This window comes from Amycolatopsis sp. NPDC005232 (assembly GCF_040607795.1).
Taxonomy (GTDB): Bacteria; Actinomycetota; Actinomycetes; order Mycobacteriales; family Pseudonocardiaceae; genus Amycolatopsis.
In genome coordinates this window covers 137061-152930 of sequence record NZ_JBEXHL010000010.1, presented here as the reverse complement: position 1 = coordinate 152930, position 15870 = coordinate 137061, and the positions used below count along the sequence as shown (strand labels likewise).

Genomic DNA, 15870 nt, shown 5'->3' with positions numbered 1-15870 from the left:
ATTCCTCTTGTCGCTGCAGTGGGCGGGTGTCAGGCGCCGAGCTCGTTGTCGATGAGGGCGAACAGCTCGTCGGTGGTCGCGGCCTCCAGTGCGGCTTCCGCGCCACCTCCGCTGCCGGCCAACGTCTTGTGCAGGGTGGTGACCATCGCCTGCAGCCGCGCGACGATGCGCGACCGGTCGATCTCCGCGGCGTCGAGCGAAGCGGCGACGGCCTCCAGGCGGTCGAGCTCCACCTCCAGCGGCACTTCGGCGTCGCTCTCGCACAGCTGCGTCCACAGGTGCTCGGCGAGCGCCTGCGGGTTCACGTGGTCGAACGCGACGGTCGCGGGCAGCTTCAGGCCCGTGGTGGCGCCGAGCCGATTGCGCAGGTCGACCGCCGTCACCGAGTCGAAGCCGAGCTCCTTGAACGCACGCGCCGGCTCGACCGAACCAGCGCCGTCGTAGCCGGCGACGGCCGAGACCTCGCCGCGCACCAGGTCCAGCAGGGTGCGCCGCTGTTCGGGCGCGGTCAGGCCGGCGAGCTTCCCGGCGAGGTCGCCGGTGAACTCGACCGGAGCTTCGTCGGCGGTGACCTCCGGCAGCGCGCGCAGCAGGGGCCGCGGCCGGGCCAGCTGGTAGACCGGCGCGAACGCGGCCCAATCGATGTCCGCGACGACCAGGTGCGTCTCGTCGTGGGCGAGTGCCTGGCCCAGCGCCTCGACGGCGAGCTTCGGCGCCATCTCGGCCAGGCCCATGCGGCGCAGCAGGTCGCTCGCCTCGGCGTCGACCATGCCCCCGCCGCCCCAGGAACCCCAGGCGACGGCGGTGGCGGTGCGGCCGTTCGCGCGGCGGCGCCGGGCGAGGGCGTCGAGGTAGGCGTTGCCGGCGGCGTAGGCGGGCTGGCCTGACGTGCCCCAGACCGCCGCACCCGACGACATCAGCACGAAGGCGTCGAGCTCGGTGTCGCCGAGCAATTCGTCGAGCAGGGCGGCGCCGGAGACCTTCGCGTCCAGGGCTGCGGTGAACTGCTCGGGCGTGACGTCGTCGAGGGAAGGTTCGCGGGTGAGGACCCCGGCGGCGTGAACGACGGCAGTCGGCGGGTGCTCTTCGAGCAGGGCCGCAAGCGCTTGCGCGTCGGTGACATCGCAGGCGGCGACGGTGACGCGGGTACCGGACAGCTCCTCGACCAGCTCGCGCGCGCCGTCCGCGTCGAGGCCGCGGCGGCTGGTGAGCACGAGGTGTTCGGCGCCCTTCGCGGCGAGCCAACGAGCGACGTGCGCGCCGACCGCGCCCGTGCCACCGGTGATGAGCACGGTGCCGCGCGGTGTCCACTCGGGAGCGTCGCCGGTGAGCGGCGCGTGGACCATGCGCTTGGCGAAGACGCCGGACGGGCGGATCGCGACCTGGTCCTCGTTGTCCACTCCGGACACGACGGCAGCCAGCTTCGCCGCGTCGCCGGGGCCGGTGAGGTCCACCAGGCCGCCCCAGGTTCCGGGGCGGTCGAGCGCGGCGACCGTGCCGAGGCCCCACACCATGGCGGCGGCCGGGTCGGCGTCGGAGAACGCGTCCACGGCGACGGCGCCCTGCGTGACGACCCAGACCGGCGCGTCGAGGTCGCCGAGGGCCTGCAGCAGCCCGATCGTGGTGAGCGCGGGGTTGCCAGCGCCGAGGGCGAGCAGCGAGAGCACGCCGTCGAACGGCCGGACCGCGGTGGCCTCGGCGACCAGGGTCGCGAGGTCGTCGGTGCTCTCGACGAACACGCGGACGACGTCACCCTCGTCCGTGAGGGCGTCGGCCAGCTCAGTGGTGCCCGCGGGGGCGAGGACCAGCCACGTGCCGGTCAGGCCGCCGGTGACGCCGCCGATCGGCGTCCACGACACGCGGTAGCGCCAGGAGTCCACGGTGGACAGTTCGGCGCGGCGGCCGTGCCAAGCGGCCAGGGCCGGCACGACCTCGGCGAGCGGCCGCGCCTCGAGACCCAGTCGAGCGGCCAGCGCGTCGACGTCACCCGTGGCGATGTCCTGCCAGAACTCCTGGTCGGCGACCGGCGTGGTCGTCGGCTGGGTCGCGGCTTCGTCCTCGTGCCAGAAGCGCTTGTGCTGGAACGGGTACGTCGGCAGGTCGACGATCCCGGCAGCCGGGAGCAACGAGGGCCAGTCGACCGAACCGCCACGCACCCAGTACTCGGCGAGCGAGGTCGCGAACCGCGTCAGGTCGCCTTCGTCGCGGCGCAGGGTCCCGGCGACGGCACCGGCGTGACCGGCCTCGTCGAGGGTCTCCTGGATGCTCATGGCCAGCACCGGGTGCGGGCTGATCTCCACGAACCGCGTGTAGCCGGCGGCGGCCAGCTGCGCGACAACCGGCGCGAACCGGACGGTCCGGCGCAGGTTGGCGAACCAGTAGGCGGCGTCCACAGTGGAATCGCCGACAGGTTCTAGCGTCACCGTGGAGGTCATGTCGACCGCGCCGCGGCGCGGGCTGATCGGGCCGAGGTCGGCCAGCAGGCGGTCGGACAGGTGCTCGACGTGCGCGGAGTGCGACGCGTAGTCCACCGGCACGCGCTTGGCGCGCAGGCCCTCGGCAACCAGCTGGTCGCGCAGCTGATCGAGCGCGTCACCGTCGCCGGAAAGCACGGCGGAGGTGGCGCCGTTGTCGGCGGCCACCGAGATCCGGCCGTCCCACGCGCCGAGGCGGGCTTCGAGGTCGGCCACGGCCAGGCCCGCGGCGAGCATCCCGCCGCCGCAGCCGCCGAGGATCTCTCCGATGGCCTTGCTGCGCAGCGCGACCACGCGAGCACCGTCCTCAAGAGACAGTGCCCCCGCGACACTCGCGGCGGCGATCTCGCCCTGCGAGTGGCCGATGACCATGTCCGGCTCGACGCCGTGCGCACGCCACACCGCGGCCAGCGACACCATCACGGCCCACAGCATCGGCTGTACCACGTCCACACGGTCCGCGGGCGGCGTGCCCGGCTCTCCGTGCAGAACGGCGAGCACCGACCAGTCGGTGAACTTGCGCAGCTCGGCGTCGCATTCGGCCATGCGCTCGGCGAAGGCCGGCGACTGCTTCAGCAGCCGCGTCGCCATCCCGGTCCACTGCGAACCCTGGCCAGGGAAGACGAACACCGTCTTGCCGCGGACGTCGGCGGTACCGGTGACGACATCGGACCGGGACGTGAACTCCCGCAGTGACTCCGCGGCCTGCTCCGGATAGTGCGCCAGGACCACGGCCCGCTGGTCCAGCCGAGCCCGGCCGGTCGCCAGCGTGTGCGCCACCCCGGCGAGCCCGGCGTCCACGTGCGCCGCCAGCCGGCCGGCGGCATCGGCCAGCGCGGCCGAGTTCTTCGCCGACAGCACCAGCGGGTACACCGGAGCCTCAGCCGGCTCGACGGCTTCGGTCTCCGGGGCCTGCTCCAGGATCACGTGCGCGTTGGTGCCACTGACCCCGAACGACGACACCGCACCCCGTCGCGCCCGCGCCACTTCGGGCCAGTCGCGCGGTTCGGCGAGCAGCTCCACGGCGCCGGACGTCCAGTCGACGTGCTTCGACGGCGTGCCCAGGTGGATCGTGCGCGGCAGCTTGCCGTGCCGCAGCGCCTGCACCATCTTGATCACCCCGGCGACGCCGGCCGCGGCCTGCGGGTGGCCCATGTTCGACTTGATCGACCCGAGCTGCAGCGGCTCACCCGACGTACGCCGGCCGTAGGTCTCCAGCAGCGACTGCGCCTCGATCGGGTCGCCGAGCGCGGTGCCCGTGCCGTGCGCCTCGACGGCGTCCACATCGGACACCGACAGTCCGGCGTCGGCCAGCGCCGCCTCGATCACGCGGACCTGCGAAGGACCGTTGGGTGCGGAAAAGCCGTTGCTGGCCCCGTCCTGGTTCACCGCCGAGCCCCGCACGAGGGCGAGCACACGGTGGCCGTTGCGCTGTGCGTCGGACAGTCGCTCCAGCACGAGGACACCCACGCCCTCGGCCCACGAGGTGCCGTCGGCGTCGTCGGAGAACGACTTGCTGCGCCCGTCGGCGGCGAGACCGCGGCGGCTGCAGAAGTCCACGAACATCTCGGGCGTGCCCATCACGGCCACGCCGCCGGCCAGCGCCAGCGTGCAGTCGCCGCGCCGCAGGCCCTGCGCCGCCATGTGGAGCGCGACGAGCGAAGACGAGCACGCCGTGTCCACCGAGACGGACGGACCTTCGAGCCCGAGCGTGTACGACACCTGGCCGGACACGAGGCTGCCGTCGGGGCTGCCGCCGCTGTAGTCGTGGTACATCACGCCCGCGTAGACGCCGGTGGGGCTGCCTTTGAGCGAGTGCGGGTCGAGCCCGGCGCGTTCGAACGCCTCCCACGACGCTTCCAGCAGGATGCGCTGCTGCGGGTCGGCGCGGCGCGCGTCGCGCGGGCTGATGCCGAAAAAGTCGGCGTCGAAATCCGGGGCGTCGTAGAGGAAACCGCCGTGGCGCGTGTACGTCTTGCCCGGCCGATCCGGTGTCGGGTCGTACACGCCCTCGACGTCCCAGCCGCGGTCGGCCGGGAACTCGCCGATCACGTCGCGGCCTTCGTCGACGACGTCCCACAGGTCGTCCGGCGTGCGCACGCCCCCGGGGTAGCGGCAGCTCATGCCGATGATCGCGATGGGCTCGGTGTCCCGGGCCTCCAGCTCGTGCACCCGCCGGCGGGCCTGCTGCAGGTCCGCGGTGGCGCGCTTCAGGTAGTCGCGGAGCTTGTCCTCGTTGCTCATGGTCTGCCTGTTCATCCGATGCCCAATTCGTCGTCCAGCACGGCAAAGAGCTCGTCGTCGGTGGCTTCGCCGAGGTCGGCGGTGGTTTCCCGGCCGGCGTGCGCGTCGGCCCACTTGCGCACGAGCGCGTCGAGGCGGGCGGTGACCTTGCCGGTCGAGCCGTTGAGCGAACCGGCGGCGCCCGAAAGCAGCGCCTCGAGCCGGTCGATCTCGGCCAGCACCGGGTCGGCCGGGCCGCGGCCCTCGCCCAGCAGGTCGTGCAGCCGGCGCGCGAGCGCGGCCGGCGTCGGGTGGTCGAACACGACCGTGGCCGTGAGCTTGAGGCCGGTCAGCGCACCGAGCTGGTTGCGCAGCTCCACGGAGGTGAGGGAATCGAACCCCATCTCCTGGAACGCGCGCTCGGGCTCGACCGCGGCCGCGCTCGTGAAGCCGAGGACCGCGGCGACCTGCTCGGACACGACCTCCAGCAGGTAGGCCTCGCGTTCGCCATCCGGCACCGTGGCCAGGCGGGCGGCGACGGCGCCGTCGGAACGGGCCGCTCGCTTCGGCGCGGCCGGGCGGACCATGCTGCGCAGCACGGGCGGGAGCGCGTCCCGGCGAGCCTTCAGCGCCGCGCGGTCGAGGCGCACGGGCGCGAGCACGGCGTCGTCGGCGGTGAGACCGGCGTCGAGCAAGGCCAGCGCTTCGTCGGTCGCCATCGGCGGGGTGCCCAGGCGACGGAGGCGGCGCAGGTCGGCGGCGTCGAGCTCGCCGGCCATGCCGCCGTCCTCGGCCCAGGCGCCCCACGCGAGGGAGGTGGCGGGTTTGCCTTGCGCCCGGCGGTGTTCGGCGAGCTGGTCGAGGAAGGCGTTGGCGGCGGCGTACCCGGCCTGGCCGGCGGCGAGGACCGAGCTCGCGGCGGAGGAGAACAGGACGAAGGCGTCGAGGTCGCCGGTCAGCTCGTGGAGGTTCCAGGCGCCGTCGACCTTCGGGGCGAAGACGCGGTCGGTCTCCTCGTCGGTGAGGGTTTCGACGCGTCCGGCCGACGGGACACCGGCGGCGTGGACGACGGCGGTGACGCGGGTGCCGTCGAGGAGTGATCGCACGGAGTCGGGGTCGGTGACGTCGCAGCTTTCGATGGTGACGTGGGCGCCGAGGGCGGTGAGCTCGTCGCGCAGCTCGGCGGCGCCGGGTGCGTTGGCGCCGCGGCGGCTGGTGAGCAGCAGGTTGCGCACGCCGTGGTTCGTGATGAGGTGCCGAGCGACGACCGCGCCGAGCCCACCGGTGCCGCCGGTGATGAGCACGGTCCCGGTCCAGCCCAGCTCCCCCGGTTCCGGCGTGGCGGCGGTGAAGCGGGGCACGAAGGCCTGCCCGCCACGGAAGGCGATCTCGGGCTCGTTGGTGAGAGCCATCGGGTCGCCGTCGACGAGGAGGAACCGGCCCGGGTTCTCGGCTTCCGCGGCGCGCACGAGGCCCCACGCTGTGGCGAGCGCCGGGTGCGAGTTCTCCCCTGCGACGGACACGGCGCCGCGCGTGACGACGGCCAGCCGGTCGGTGCCGTCGAGGGTTTCCCGGATCGCGGCGAGGACTTCGCGGGCGATGGCGCGGGCCGCGGCGGGCGCGGGACCGTTCGGAGTGGACAGTTCGAGCACCCGTACGCCGTCGAGCACGGCCCCCGGAGTGGCCGGTTCCCACGTGGTCCGGAACAGCGAGTCCCCGGCGAGTTTGTCGAGCGAGATCGGCCGCGCGGCGAGGGCGTCGACGGTGAGCACGGGCGCGCCCGTGGCGTCGGCGAGTTGCAGCGTGATCGTGTCCGGCCCGGTCGGTGAGACGCGCACCCGCGCCGCGGCGGCCCCGGCGGAGTGCAGTGTGACGCCGGAGAACGCGAACGGCAGCATCGGCGCCGTGTCACCTTCGGGTGCGGGGCCGAGCAGCTGGGCGTGCATCGCGGCGTCGAACAGCGCGGGGTGCAGGCCGTAGTCGCGGGCTTCCGGGCCGACGGGGAGCGTGACCTCGGCGTAGACGTCGTCGCCCTGGCGCCACACCGCGCGCAAGCCCCGGAAGGCTTCGCCGTAGTGGTAACCGAGGTCGGCCAGCGTCAGGTACGGATCGTCCAGCGCGACCTCGGTGGCGCCGGCGGGCGGCCACGCGGTGAGGTCGAACGCCGGAGCCGCGGCCGACGTCACGACGAAGCCGGTCGCGTGGCGGAGCCATTCGCCGTCGGAGCCCGAGTGCACGGCGACGGCGCGGCGGCCGTGCTCGTCGGCGGCCTCGACGGTCACCTGGATCGCGGCTCCCCCGCGCTCGGCGAACGCGAGCGGGGCTTCGAGAGTCAGCTCCTCGATGGTGCCGCAGCCGGCCTCGTCCGCGGCGCGGCGGACCAGCTCGACGAACGCGGTGCCGGGCAACAGCGTCGAGCCGAGCACGACGTGGTCGGCGATCCAGCCGGTGGCCGACAGACGACCGGTGAGCACGAGCGTGCCGTTGTGGGCCACGCGCACCACGGAACTGAGCATCGGGTGCTCGCCGCGCTCCTGGCCGTGCTCGACCGGGTCGCCCGAGGCGGTGGTCGCGGGCAGCCAGTAGCGGGTGCGGCGGAAGGCGTAGGTCGGCAGGTCGACGCGGCGGGCACCGGCGTAGAACGCGGCCCAGTCGACGTCGGCGCCGCGGGTGTGCAGCGTCGCGACGGCGGTGACCAGCGCGTGTGCTTCGGGCCGGCCCTTGCGTTGTGCGGGGACGAAGGTGTCGTCGAGCGCGCTGAGGACCGCGGCGGGGCCGACTTCGAGTAACGTGGTGGCGCCGTGGCCGGTCAGCGTCTGCACGCCGTCGTGGAAGCGTACGGCGGCGCGGACCTGGTGGACCCAGTAGTCCGGAGTGGACGGATCGCCGCCGGCCGTGGCGACGATCGGGATCCGCGGCTTCGTGTAGGTGAGGCTTTTCGCCACGGTGGCGAACTCGGCCAGCATCGGCTCCATCAGCGGCGAGTGGAACGCGTGCGAGACCTTGAGCCTCGTGGACTTGCGGTCGGCGAAGTTCGCGACGGCTGCGGTGACCGCGTCTTCGGTTCCGGAAAGCACGACTGAGCCGGGGCCGTTGATCGCGGCGATGCTCACCCCGTCGGTGAGGTGCGGCGTGACCTCGTCCTCGGTCGCCTGCACCGCCACCATCGCGCCTCCGGACGCCAACGCCTGCATGAGCTTGGCGCGGGCCGAGACGAGCGTGGCAGCGTCCTCAAGGGACAGGATCCCGGCGACGTGTGCCGCGGCCAGCTCACCGATCGAGTGGCCCAGCACGTAGTCCGGCCGCACGCCCCAGTGTTCGAGCAACCGGGCCAGCGCCACCTCGAACGCGAACAACGCGGGCTGGGTGTATCCGGTCTGCTCCAGCAGGTCCCCGTCGTCCAGAGCGGCCTTCACGTCGGCGTCGAGCAGCGCACACACCTGGTCGAAGGCTTCGGCGAACACCGGATAGGCGGCTGCGAGCTCCCGGCCCATGCCCGCGTGCTGCGCGCCCTGGCCGGTGAAGACGAACGCCGTGCGGCCCGTGCCCCGGACGCCACGCACACCACCGCCGGCCAGAAGTTCCTCGCGGTTCGCGCCGACGACAACGGCACGGTGGTCCAGCGCGGACCGGGTTGTGGCCAGGGAAAAGCCGACGTCGGTGATCGACAGCGCGGGGTCGAGGTGCTCGGCGAGGTGCCGTACCTGGGCGTCCAGTGCGTCCGAGGAATCGGCCGACAGCGGCCATGCCACCACCGGCACCGTCACCTCGGGCTCCGTCAGTTCCGACACTGACGACGGCTCTTCCGCCTGCTCGATGATCACGTGCGCGTTGGTGCCGCTGATCCCGAACGACGACACCGCCGCCCGCCGCGGCCGCCCGGTCTCGGGCCACTCGCGCGCTTCGGTAAGCAGCTCGACCGCGCCCGAAGCCCAGTCGACGTGAGGCGAAGGAGCGTCCACGTGCAGCGTCTTCGGTAGCACTCCGTGCCGGATGGCCTCGACGACCTTGATGATGCCGCCGACGCCCGCCGCGGCCTGGGTGTGGCCGATGTTGGACTTGAGCGAACCCAGCCACAGCGGTTCCGTGCGGTCCTGGCCGTAGGTGGCCAGCAGGGCCTGCGCCTCGATCGGGTCGCCCAGCTTAGTGCCGGTGCCGTGGCCCTCGACGAGGTCGACGTCGGCGGGCGTGAGGCCGGCCGACGCGAGCGCGCTGCGGATCACCCGCTGCTGTGCCGGTCCATTGGGGACGGTCAAGCCGCTCGACGCGCCGTCGGAGTTCACCGCGCTGCCGCGGACCACGGCGAGCACGGGGTGGCCCAGCCGAACCGCGTCGGAAAGGCGTTCCAGCACGAGCATTCCCGCGCCCTCGCCCCAGCCTGTGCCGTCGGCCGCGGCGGCGAACGCCTTGCAGCGCCCGTCGTCGGACAGCCCGCGCTGCTCGGTGAAGTACACGAACGTCTCGGGCGTCGCCATCACCGTGACGCCGCCGACGAGCGCGAGCGAGCAGTCGCCGCGGCGCAGCGCTTGGCCGGCCCAGTGCAGGGCGACGAGCGAGGAGGAACACGCGGTGTCCACGCTGAGCGCGGGACCTTCCAGCCCGAGCGTGTAGGCGACCCGGCCGGACACCACGCTGCCGGCGGCCGCGTGGCCCGCGTAGTCGTGGTACATCACGCCGGCGAACACGCCGGTGCTGCTGCCGCGCAGGGTTTCCGGCACGATTCCTGCGCGTTCCAGCGCTTCCCAAGCCGTTTCCAGCATGAGCCGCTGCTGCGCGTCCATGGAAAGCGCCTCGCGCGGGGAAATGCCGAAGAATTCCGGGTCGAATTCGGCCGCGTCGTAGAGGAAACCGGCCTCGCGTGTGTTCGTGGTGCCGGGGCGTTCGCCGGTCGGGTCGTGCAGGGTGTCGAGCGGCCAGCCGCGGTCCGCCGGGAACTCGCCGATGGCGTCGGTGCCGGTGTCGACCAGCTGCCACAGGTCTTCCGGCGTCCGGACCCCGCCCGGGTAGCGGCAGGCCGTGCCGACGATCGCCAGGGGTTCGCTGTCGCGGTCGCGCGATTCCTGCAGGGCGCGTTTGGTCTCGCGCAGTTCCGTCGTCGCGCGTTTGAGATAACCGAGCAGTTTGCGCTCGTTCTCACCGGACGGGCTTTCGGTACTCACGGATTCGACCCACCTAACCGCGGAAAGGGGTGGAAGGTGCCACGTCGAAAACGCTACCGAGGCCCTGGTGGCCGCCCCACCCCTAACGGGGCCGGGGCGGCCCCACAATCACCGCGTCAGCTCGGCGAGCACGGCGTGCGCGGCCGGCAGCGCGGCGATTTCTTCGCGCAGCGCCACGGCTTTGGCCCGCACCGCGTCGTCGGCCATCACGTCGGCCAGCCGGCCTGCGGCCCCGACGAACCCGGCGCCGGCTTCGGCCACGCGAGTCGTGAAAGCCGTGCCGGTCAGGGAAAGCTGCGGCAGGCCGTGGGCCACCGCCGCGAGCGCGAGGGCCGGATCGCCGTCGTGGACGACCGCGGCGCAGGTGGGCAGCACAGCGGCGGGCGGGGCCACGTCGACGAGCTTCACGTTGGCGGGAACCGTGGTCCCCGGGCCGAACGCGTCGGCGCCCGCCGCGCACAGCAGCTCGACGTCCACGGCGGCGACGGCGTCGAAGACCGGGCCGAACAGCGAGGTGTCGTCGAGTGAAAGCAGGATCCGGGCCCGCCGGGCCTTGCGGCGCAACCAGTTCGGCACCACGACGGGGCCGAAGTGCGGCACGTGCCGCACGGCTCGCACGCCCGAACTGTTGTCCCGCAACGAAGGAGGCACAACGTCGAACGTGGTGTCCGCGTCGGAAGTGGACGGTTCGTCACCGGCGCCGAGCAGCCGCACCGCCACGGCCTCGCCCGCGCGGGCGGCGGCGGTGCCGGCGGGAGCCAGCGCGTCGGAGACCACGACCTCGGGCCGCCAGAGCTTCACGAACTCGACCAGCGCGGCCGATTCGGCGAGCGTTTCCCCGTCGCTCTCTTCGAGGTCCACGGCGACGCAGCCGGTGCTGAGGATCTCCTCGACGAACGAGGGCCGTCCGGCGATCTTCACATCGTGCCCCGCGGTGCGCAGCGCCCACGCGAGCGGGACGAGCGTGCGCAGACGGGCGGGCGACGACGGCGCGGCCAGGAGTACTCGCATGGAAATCCACTCCAGAAAAGGGAAACCGGGCCGGCCCGGTGCGGATAGTCGAATTCGAGACTATCCACCCGGAACCGGCCCGCGTACCCCTACAAACGTCACTGCCCGGGCAGCGACACCGCCTCGATCGGGCTGCGCCGCATGGCGAGCCGGGCCGAAAGCGCGGTGACCGGCCACACGATCACGAACACCGCCGCGATCACCGCGAAGAACACCCAGATCGGCCCGACCGGCACGATGGTCCCGGACGAGATCGCCATGGGCACCATGGTGAACAACGAGATCACCGTGCCGAGCACAACCCCGAGCACCGCCAGGATCCCGCCCTCGATCATGAGCATCGACCGGACCTGACGCCTCCCCGCGCCCGCCAGCCGCTGCACGCCGAACTCCCGCCGCCGCGAAAGCACCGCCACCGCAAGGGTGTTCACCGCAGCGATGGCCGCGTACGCGATCGCCAGCACGGCCAGCAGGTAGTGGATCATCGCCTCGACGTCGGCGCTGGCGGCGAAGCTCTCCGTCAGCGTGTCCGAGTCGCCGACCACGACCCCGGGCCAGTTGTGCGTGGCCGCGGTCACGGCCGAGACGACGGCCGAGGCGTCTTGCCCGTCCGCCGCGCGCACCAGCAGCCGGCTCGCGACCCCGGACGTCGTGTGCTGCGCGAGCAACGCCGCCGGCAGCACGATGCTCGGGTACCCCGAAGGGCTGTCCAGCAGCGCGACGATCCGCACGTGCGCCTGGCCACCGTCACCCAGGCGCATGGTGATGGTGTCGCCGAGCTTGAGGTCCAGGTCGTCCGCGATGTCCTCGGGCAGCGCCACGGTGTCGCCGGTGAGGTCGCGCAGCGTCCCCGACGTGACCGGAGTGGCGAGCACGCTGGTGTCACCCGCGTCGACGCCGAGCAGCCGGCCCGGGTCGCTGCCGTTGCCGTCGTAGGGCTCCTCGATCCAGCCCTGGCTCGTGACCAGCGGCGAAACCGTGCCCACGCCCGGCACCTGCTGCACGGCGCGCACCAGGTCGGCCGAGACCGCCCCGGTGCCGCTGTCGACCACCGCGTCGGCCTGCAGCTGCTCGGCGTACGCGCCGACAATCGCGTGCTGCTGTGTGGTTTCCGCGTACACGTTGCCCAGCGCGACCGCGGTCGCGAGGGTGATCGGCGTGAGCACCGCGGCGAACGCCACGGCGCGCGTGCGCGAGTTGATCACGGCCAGCGTCGCGTCGCGGCCGCCGACCCGCCGGATCAGCGGGCCGAAGCGCGTGGCGACGTAGGCCATCAGCTCCGGGCCTATCAGCGCGACGGCGATCGAACCGGTGAGCACCGCCGGACCGCACGCGGCCGAGGCGATGTCCACGGGCAGGAACAGCGTCGCCACGGCCAGCAGGACCGTGAACCCGGCGAAGATCTTCGCGCCGAACTTGCGCACGTCGTTGACCTTCGCCGACGGGATCGAGGCCTCCGCGAGCGCCTGCAGCGGACGGGACCGCGCGGCCGGCAGCGCGGCGAACCACGCGGCGGCGAACGAGATCCCGAGCGCCAGCAGCAAGCCGCCCGCGAACGCGATGATCCCCTGGCTGAACTCCAGCTGCGGCGGCAGAACGCCGTCCTCGGTGGTGATCGCGAAGATCCGCGTGCCCACGAACCGGCCGAGGAACACCCCCGCGATCGCGGCCAGCACCGCGACCACCATCGTCTCGGAGAGCACCATGCGGTGCACCTGTTTCGGCGTCGCGCCGGTGGCCCGCAGCAACGCGAGCTCCTGCTGGCGCTGCCGCACAGTGAGACTGATCGTCGCCGACACCACGAGCGCCATCACGACCAGCACCATGCCGCCGAAGACGCCGGCGAGCAGGATCAGCGGCAGCTGGGCGGCCTCGATGCCGGGGAACTCCGCGGAACCGCGGTCGGCGCCGGTCAGCACGGTCAGCCCCGGGACCTGCTCGGCGAGGCGCCCGGCCAGGTCGTCGGCGTCGACGCCGGGCGCCGGGAACACGCCGGCGAGGTCGACGGTGCCCGGGTGCGTGGCGAACTGCTGAACGTCACCGGCCGAGAAGAACAGCGCGGGCCCCGAAACGTCGGAGTGCGCGATGCCCGTGACCACGAAATCACGCGGCTGCGCGCCGTCCACGGCGATGGCCACCTGGCCGCCGACCTGGACCCCGGCGGCGGAAGTCGCGTCCAGCACGACCTGTCCGGTGTTCTGCGGCGGCGTGCCGCTCGCCAGCGTGTACGGCGCCAGCGCGGCCGACTCCCAGCCGTGCCCGGCGAGCGCGTCGCCGCCCGCCTGCGGCCCGGCCGCGGTCACGAGGACTGCCGGGAACGAGACGTCGGGCACGACCTGGCGCACCCCGGGCACGCCGGCCAGCCGCGTCAGCTGGTCCGCGGGCACCCCGGCGCGTTCGCTGTAGGGCACGACCTGCGACTCTTCGTCGGGCAGCTTGAACCCGGCCGAACCGCCGACCACCACGGGCGCCGCGGCGAGGCGCTGAGGCTGCGCGTCGAGCGTCAGCGCGGTTTCGAACAGGCCGCCACACGCGATGAGCAGCGAGCAGCCGACGAGGATCGCGACGAACGTCGCCAGCGAGGCGGCGGCGCGGAACCGCAGGCTGGCCAGCGCCATCCGGAGCACCACGCGCCGCGGGCTCACTGCTGCCCCCTCGCCAGCTTGGCCTGGGCGCCGAGGCGCGCCAGCTCGCCGGCCACGGCTTCCACGGCCGGGGCGGCCATACGCGTCACGATCTGACCGTCCACAAGGAACAGAACCGTGTCGGCGAAGGAAGCCGCGACCGGATCGTGGGTGACCATCACGATGGTCTGGCCGGCGTCGGCGAGCTCACGCAGCAGGCCGAGCACCTCGAGCGCGGTGCTCGTGTCGAGCGCGCCGGTCGGCTCGTCGGCGAACGTCACCTCCGACCGGCCCGCGAGCGCGCGGGCGATCGCCACGCGCTGCTGCTGGCCGCCGGAAAGCTCACCGGGACGGTGCTTCACGCGGTGCGTGAGCCCGACCCGCCCCACGACCTGCGCGATCCACGCCCGGTCCGGCTCACGACCGGCGAGCAGCATCGGCAGCGTGATGTTCTCCTCGACGTTGAGCGCCGGCATGAGGTTGAACGACTGGAACACGAACGCGACGTGCTCGCGCCGCAGCTCCGTCAGCTGCGTCTCGCTCTTGCCCTTGAGGTCGGTGCCGACGAGCGTGACGCTGCCCGAGTCGGGCCGGTCGAGGCCCGCCGCGCAGTGCAGCAGCGTGCTCTTGCCGGAGCCCGACGGGCCCATCACCGCGGTGAAGCTGCCGCGCGGGAAGTCGACGCTGACGCCGGCGAGCGCGACGACCTCGTTCTCCCCGCGCCCGTAGGTCTTCTTCACCGAGTCGAGCCGGACGGGCGACCCGGTGGCCGTCATCGTCGTCATGACCGAGTGGCCCTCTCCTTCGACCGGCCGCGGACCGCGAGCCACCAGGGCACCACGATCACGGCGCCGCCGATGAGCGGCCAGATGAAGAACGGCGAGTGGTTCAGGCTCAGCGTGACGGCACACATGATCAGCCAGATCAGCAGGTGCACACCGGTGGCTACCAGCCACACGATCGCCACCACCTTCAGAGCGGTGGTGCGCCCCCCGGCCGTCGAACTGTCTGTCGTTTCGGCCATCTCGGCCCCCGATCGTTGAACTGTGTATGGCTTGCACAGTTTAGCGGACCAGTTCGCCAAGGGGAACCCAGGACCCTTTTCACCAGGTCAGGGGTTGCGCGTCACTCGCCGGCGAGGCGCATCCGGCGGTCGCGCTCACGGGTGGACCACAGGCCGAGCACGATCAGGCCGCCGCCGAGCACGGGCCAGATCGGCCACGGGCCGTCCCAGTGGCCGCTGACCAGGCCGAGGATCAGGTAGACCAGCACGTTGACCACGCTCGCCACGGCCCACACGGCAGCAGCGACCCGCGGCGCGGCCTGCAGGATCGCCGGCACCGCAGCCTCCGCGCGGCCGGCCACCCCGGCGGTCAACGCGGCGTGGTCACCAGCCGATTCGACCCGGGCGAGCCGTTGCGCCGCCTCGGCTTCGTCGTACTGCCCCTCATCTCGTGCGTGCTCGATCCGCGTGACCGCGAGCTTGCGGTCCAGCTCGGTGACCTGCGTACGCTCCGGCCACAGCAGCCTGCCGATGGCCGAAGCCACCGGCTTGGTCTCGATCACGTCCGCTCGCCCTCCGCCCGAATCAGTGCAAGACTCTCACAGTTTACTGCCGGAGTACTCGCCAGGGAAGATGCGGACCATGCTGGACAGGGACACGACACCCGAACGGCCCCCGGGGCTCACACTCGCCTGGGGCGGCGCCCCGCCGCCGCGGCGCGGACCGCGGCCCGCGCACACCGTCGAACAGATCGTCGCGGCGGCCGTGGAGCTCGCCGACGCCGAGGGCGCCGCGGGCGCCTCCCTGCCGAACATAGCGCACGAGATCGGCGTGACGACCAACGCGCTGTACCGCTACGTCAGCTCGAAAGAGGAGCTGACGGTGCTGCTCGCCGACGCCGGCTGGGGCCCACCGCCGCCGGCTTTGGTCGCCTCCGACGACTGGCACGCCGACGTACGGGCCTGGGCTCGCGCCGTCGTCGACCGGTTGCTGACCCGCCCGTGGCTGCTGGACCTGCCGCGCAGCGGCGACGCGATCACGCCCAACCGCCTGGCGTGGACCGAGCTCCTCCTGGCCGCCCTCACCCGCGCCGGCGTCCACAAAGGACACCTCCTCGGTTGCGTCACGATGGTGACGGGCTTCGCCCACGCCGCCGCCGCGCGCCTCGCGACCCCGGCGGGCCCGGGGGAGGCCGCCGCTGTGCGCGATCACCTGCTGCCCCACCTCGACCGCCTCGGCTCGACGCACCTGGCCGGCCTGGTCGAGGAAGGCCAGTACCCCGCAACACAACCGGAGGCGGAAGCTTTCCTCGAGGCCGGCCTCGACCACGTCGTCGCCGGCGTGGCGGGCTTCGCCCAGACCCGCTGACCACCCCA

The 15870-nt window shown here is 72.9% G+C and carries 8 protein-coding genes; 1 reads left to right on the top strand and 7 read right to left on the bottom strand.

What is annotated here, in order from left to right; translation table 11 throughout:
- Positions 1 to 29: 29 nt before the first annotated feature.
- From ABZU76_RS20770 to ABZU76_RS20740, 7 genes are all read right to left on the bottom strand, one after another.
- On the bottom strand, positions 30 to 4733 hold the full coding sequence (locus tag ABZU76_RS20770; RefSeq protein WP_354871838.1) for a type I polyketide synthase: 4704 nt from the start codon (positions 4731 to 4733) through the stop codon (positions 30 to 32).
- Positions 4730 to 9856 carry a type I polyketide synthase gene (locus ABZU76_RS20765; RefSeq protein ID WP_354871836.1) on the bottom strand — a complete coding sequence of 1709 codons (5127 nt, stop codon included), beginning with the start codon at positions 9854 to 9856 and terminating at the stop codon, positions 4730 to 4732. Before ABZU76_RS20765 ends, ABZU76_RS20770 begins: the two co-directional genes overlap by 4 nt.
- A 108-nt stretch (positions 9857 to 9964) precedes the next feature.
- A complete protein-coding gene (locus ABZU76_RS20760) occupies positions 9965 to 10867 on the bottom strand; it encodes a nucleotide disphospho-sugar-binding domain-containing protein (protein WP_354871833.1) in 903 nt (300 codons plus the stop codon).
- 98 nt (positions 10868 to 10965) lie between these two features.
- Positions 10966 to 13512: an FtsX-like permease family protein gene (locus tag ABZU76_RS20755; protein WP_354871831.1), complete on the bottom strand. Its 2547-nt coding sequence runs from the start codon at positions 13510 to 13512 to the stop codon at positions 10966 to 10968.
- The gene (locus tag ABZU76_RS20750) at positions 13509 to 14267 is read right to left on the bottom strand and encodes an ABC transporter ATP-binding protein (protein ID WP_354872166.1); all 759 of its coding nucleotides are present in this window, start codon (positions 14265 to 14267) and stop codon (positions 13509 to 13511) included. The genes ABZU76_RS20755 and ABZU76_RS20750 overlap by 4 nt, the downstream gene beginning before the upstream one ends.
- Positions 14268 to 14272: 5 nt before the next feature.
- Positions 14273 to 14515, bottom strand: coding sequence for a hypothetical protein (locus ABZU76_RS20745; RefSeq protein ID WP_220243477.1), 243 nt, complete (start codon positions 14513 to 14515; stop codon positions 14273 to 14275).
- A gap of 101 nt (positions 14516 to 14616) precedes the next feature.
- Positions 14617 to 15057, bottom strand: coding sequence for a hypothetical protein (locus ABZU76_RS20740; RefSeq protein WP_354871828.1), 441 nt, complete (start codon positions 15055 to 15057; stop codon positions 14617 to 14619).
- Between the two features lie 79 nt (positions 15058 to 15136).
- On the opposite strand from ABZU76_RS20740, the gene ABZU76_RS20735 reads away from it, so the two are divergent.
- Positions 15137 to 15862, top strand: coding sequence for a TetR/AcrR family transcriptional regulator (locus ABZU76_RS20735; protein WP_354871825.1), 726 nt, complete (start codon positions 15137 to 15139; stop codon positions 15860 to 15862).
- Positions 15863 to 15870 lie beyond the last annotated feature (8 nt).

Coding starts and splice junctions, on each gene's coding strand:
- ABZU76_RS20770 (WP_354871838.1), bottom strand. CDS start 4,733: ATGAACAGGCAGACCATGAGCAACGAGGACAAGCTCCGCGACTACCTG.
- ABZU76_RS20760 (WP_354871833.1), bottom strand. CDS start 10,867: ATGCGAGTACTCCTGGCCGCGCCGTCGTCGCCCGCCCGTCTGCGCACG.
- ABZU76_RS20750 (WP_354872166.1), bottom strand. CDS start 14,267: ATGACGGCCACCGGGTCGCCCGTCCGGCTCGACTCGGTGAAGAAGACC.
- ABZU76_RS20745 (WP_220243477.1), bottom strand. CDS start 14,515: ATGGCCGAAACGACAGACAGTTCGACGGCCGGGGGGCGCACCACCGCT.
- ABZU76_RS20735 (WP_354871825.1), top strand. CDS start 15,137: ATGCTGGACAGGGACACGACACCCGAACGGCCCCCGGGGCTCACACTC.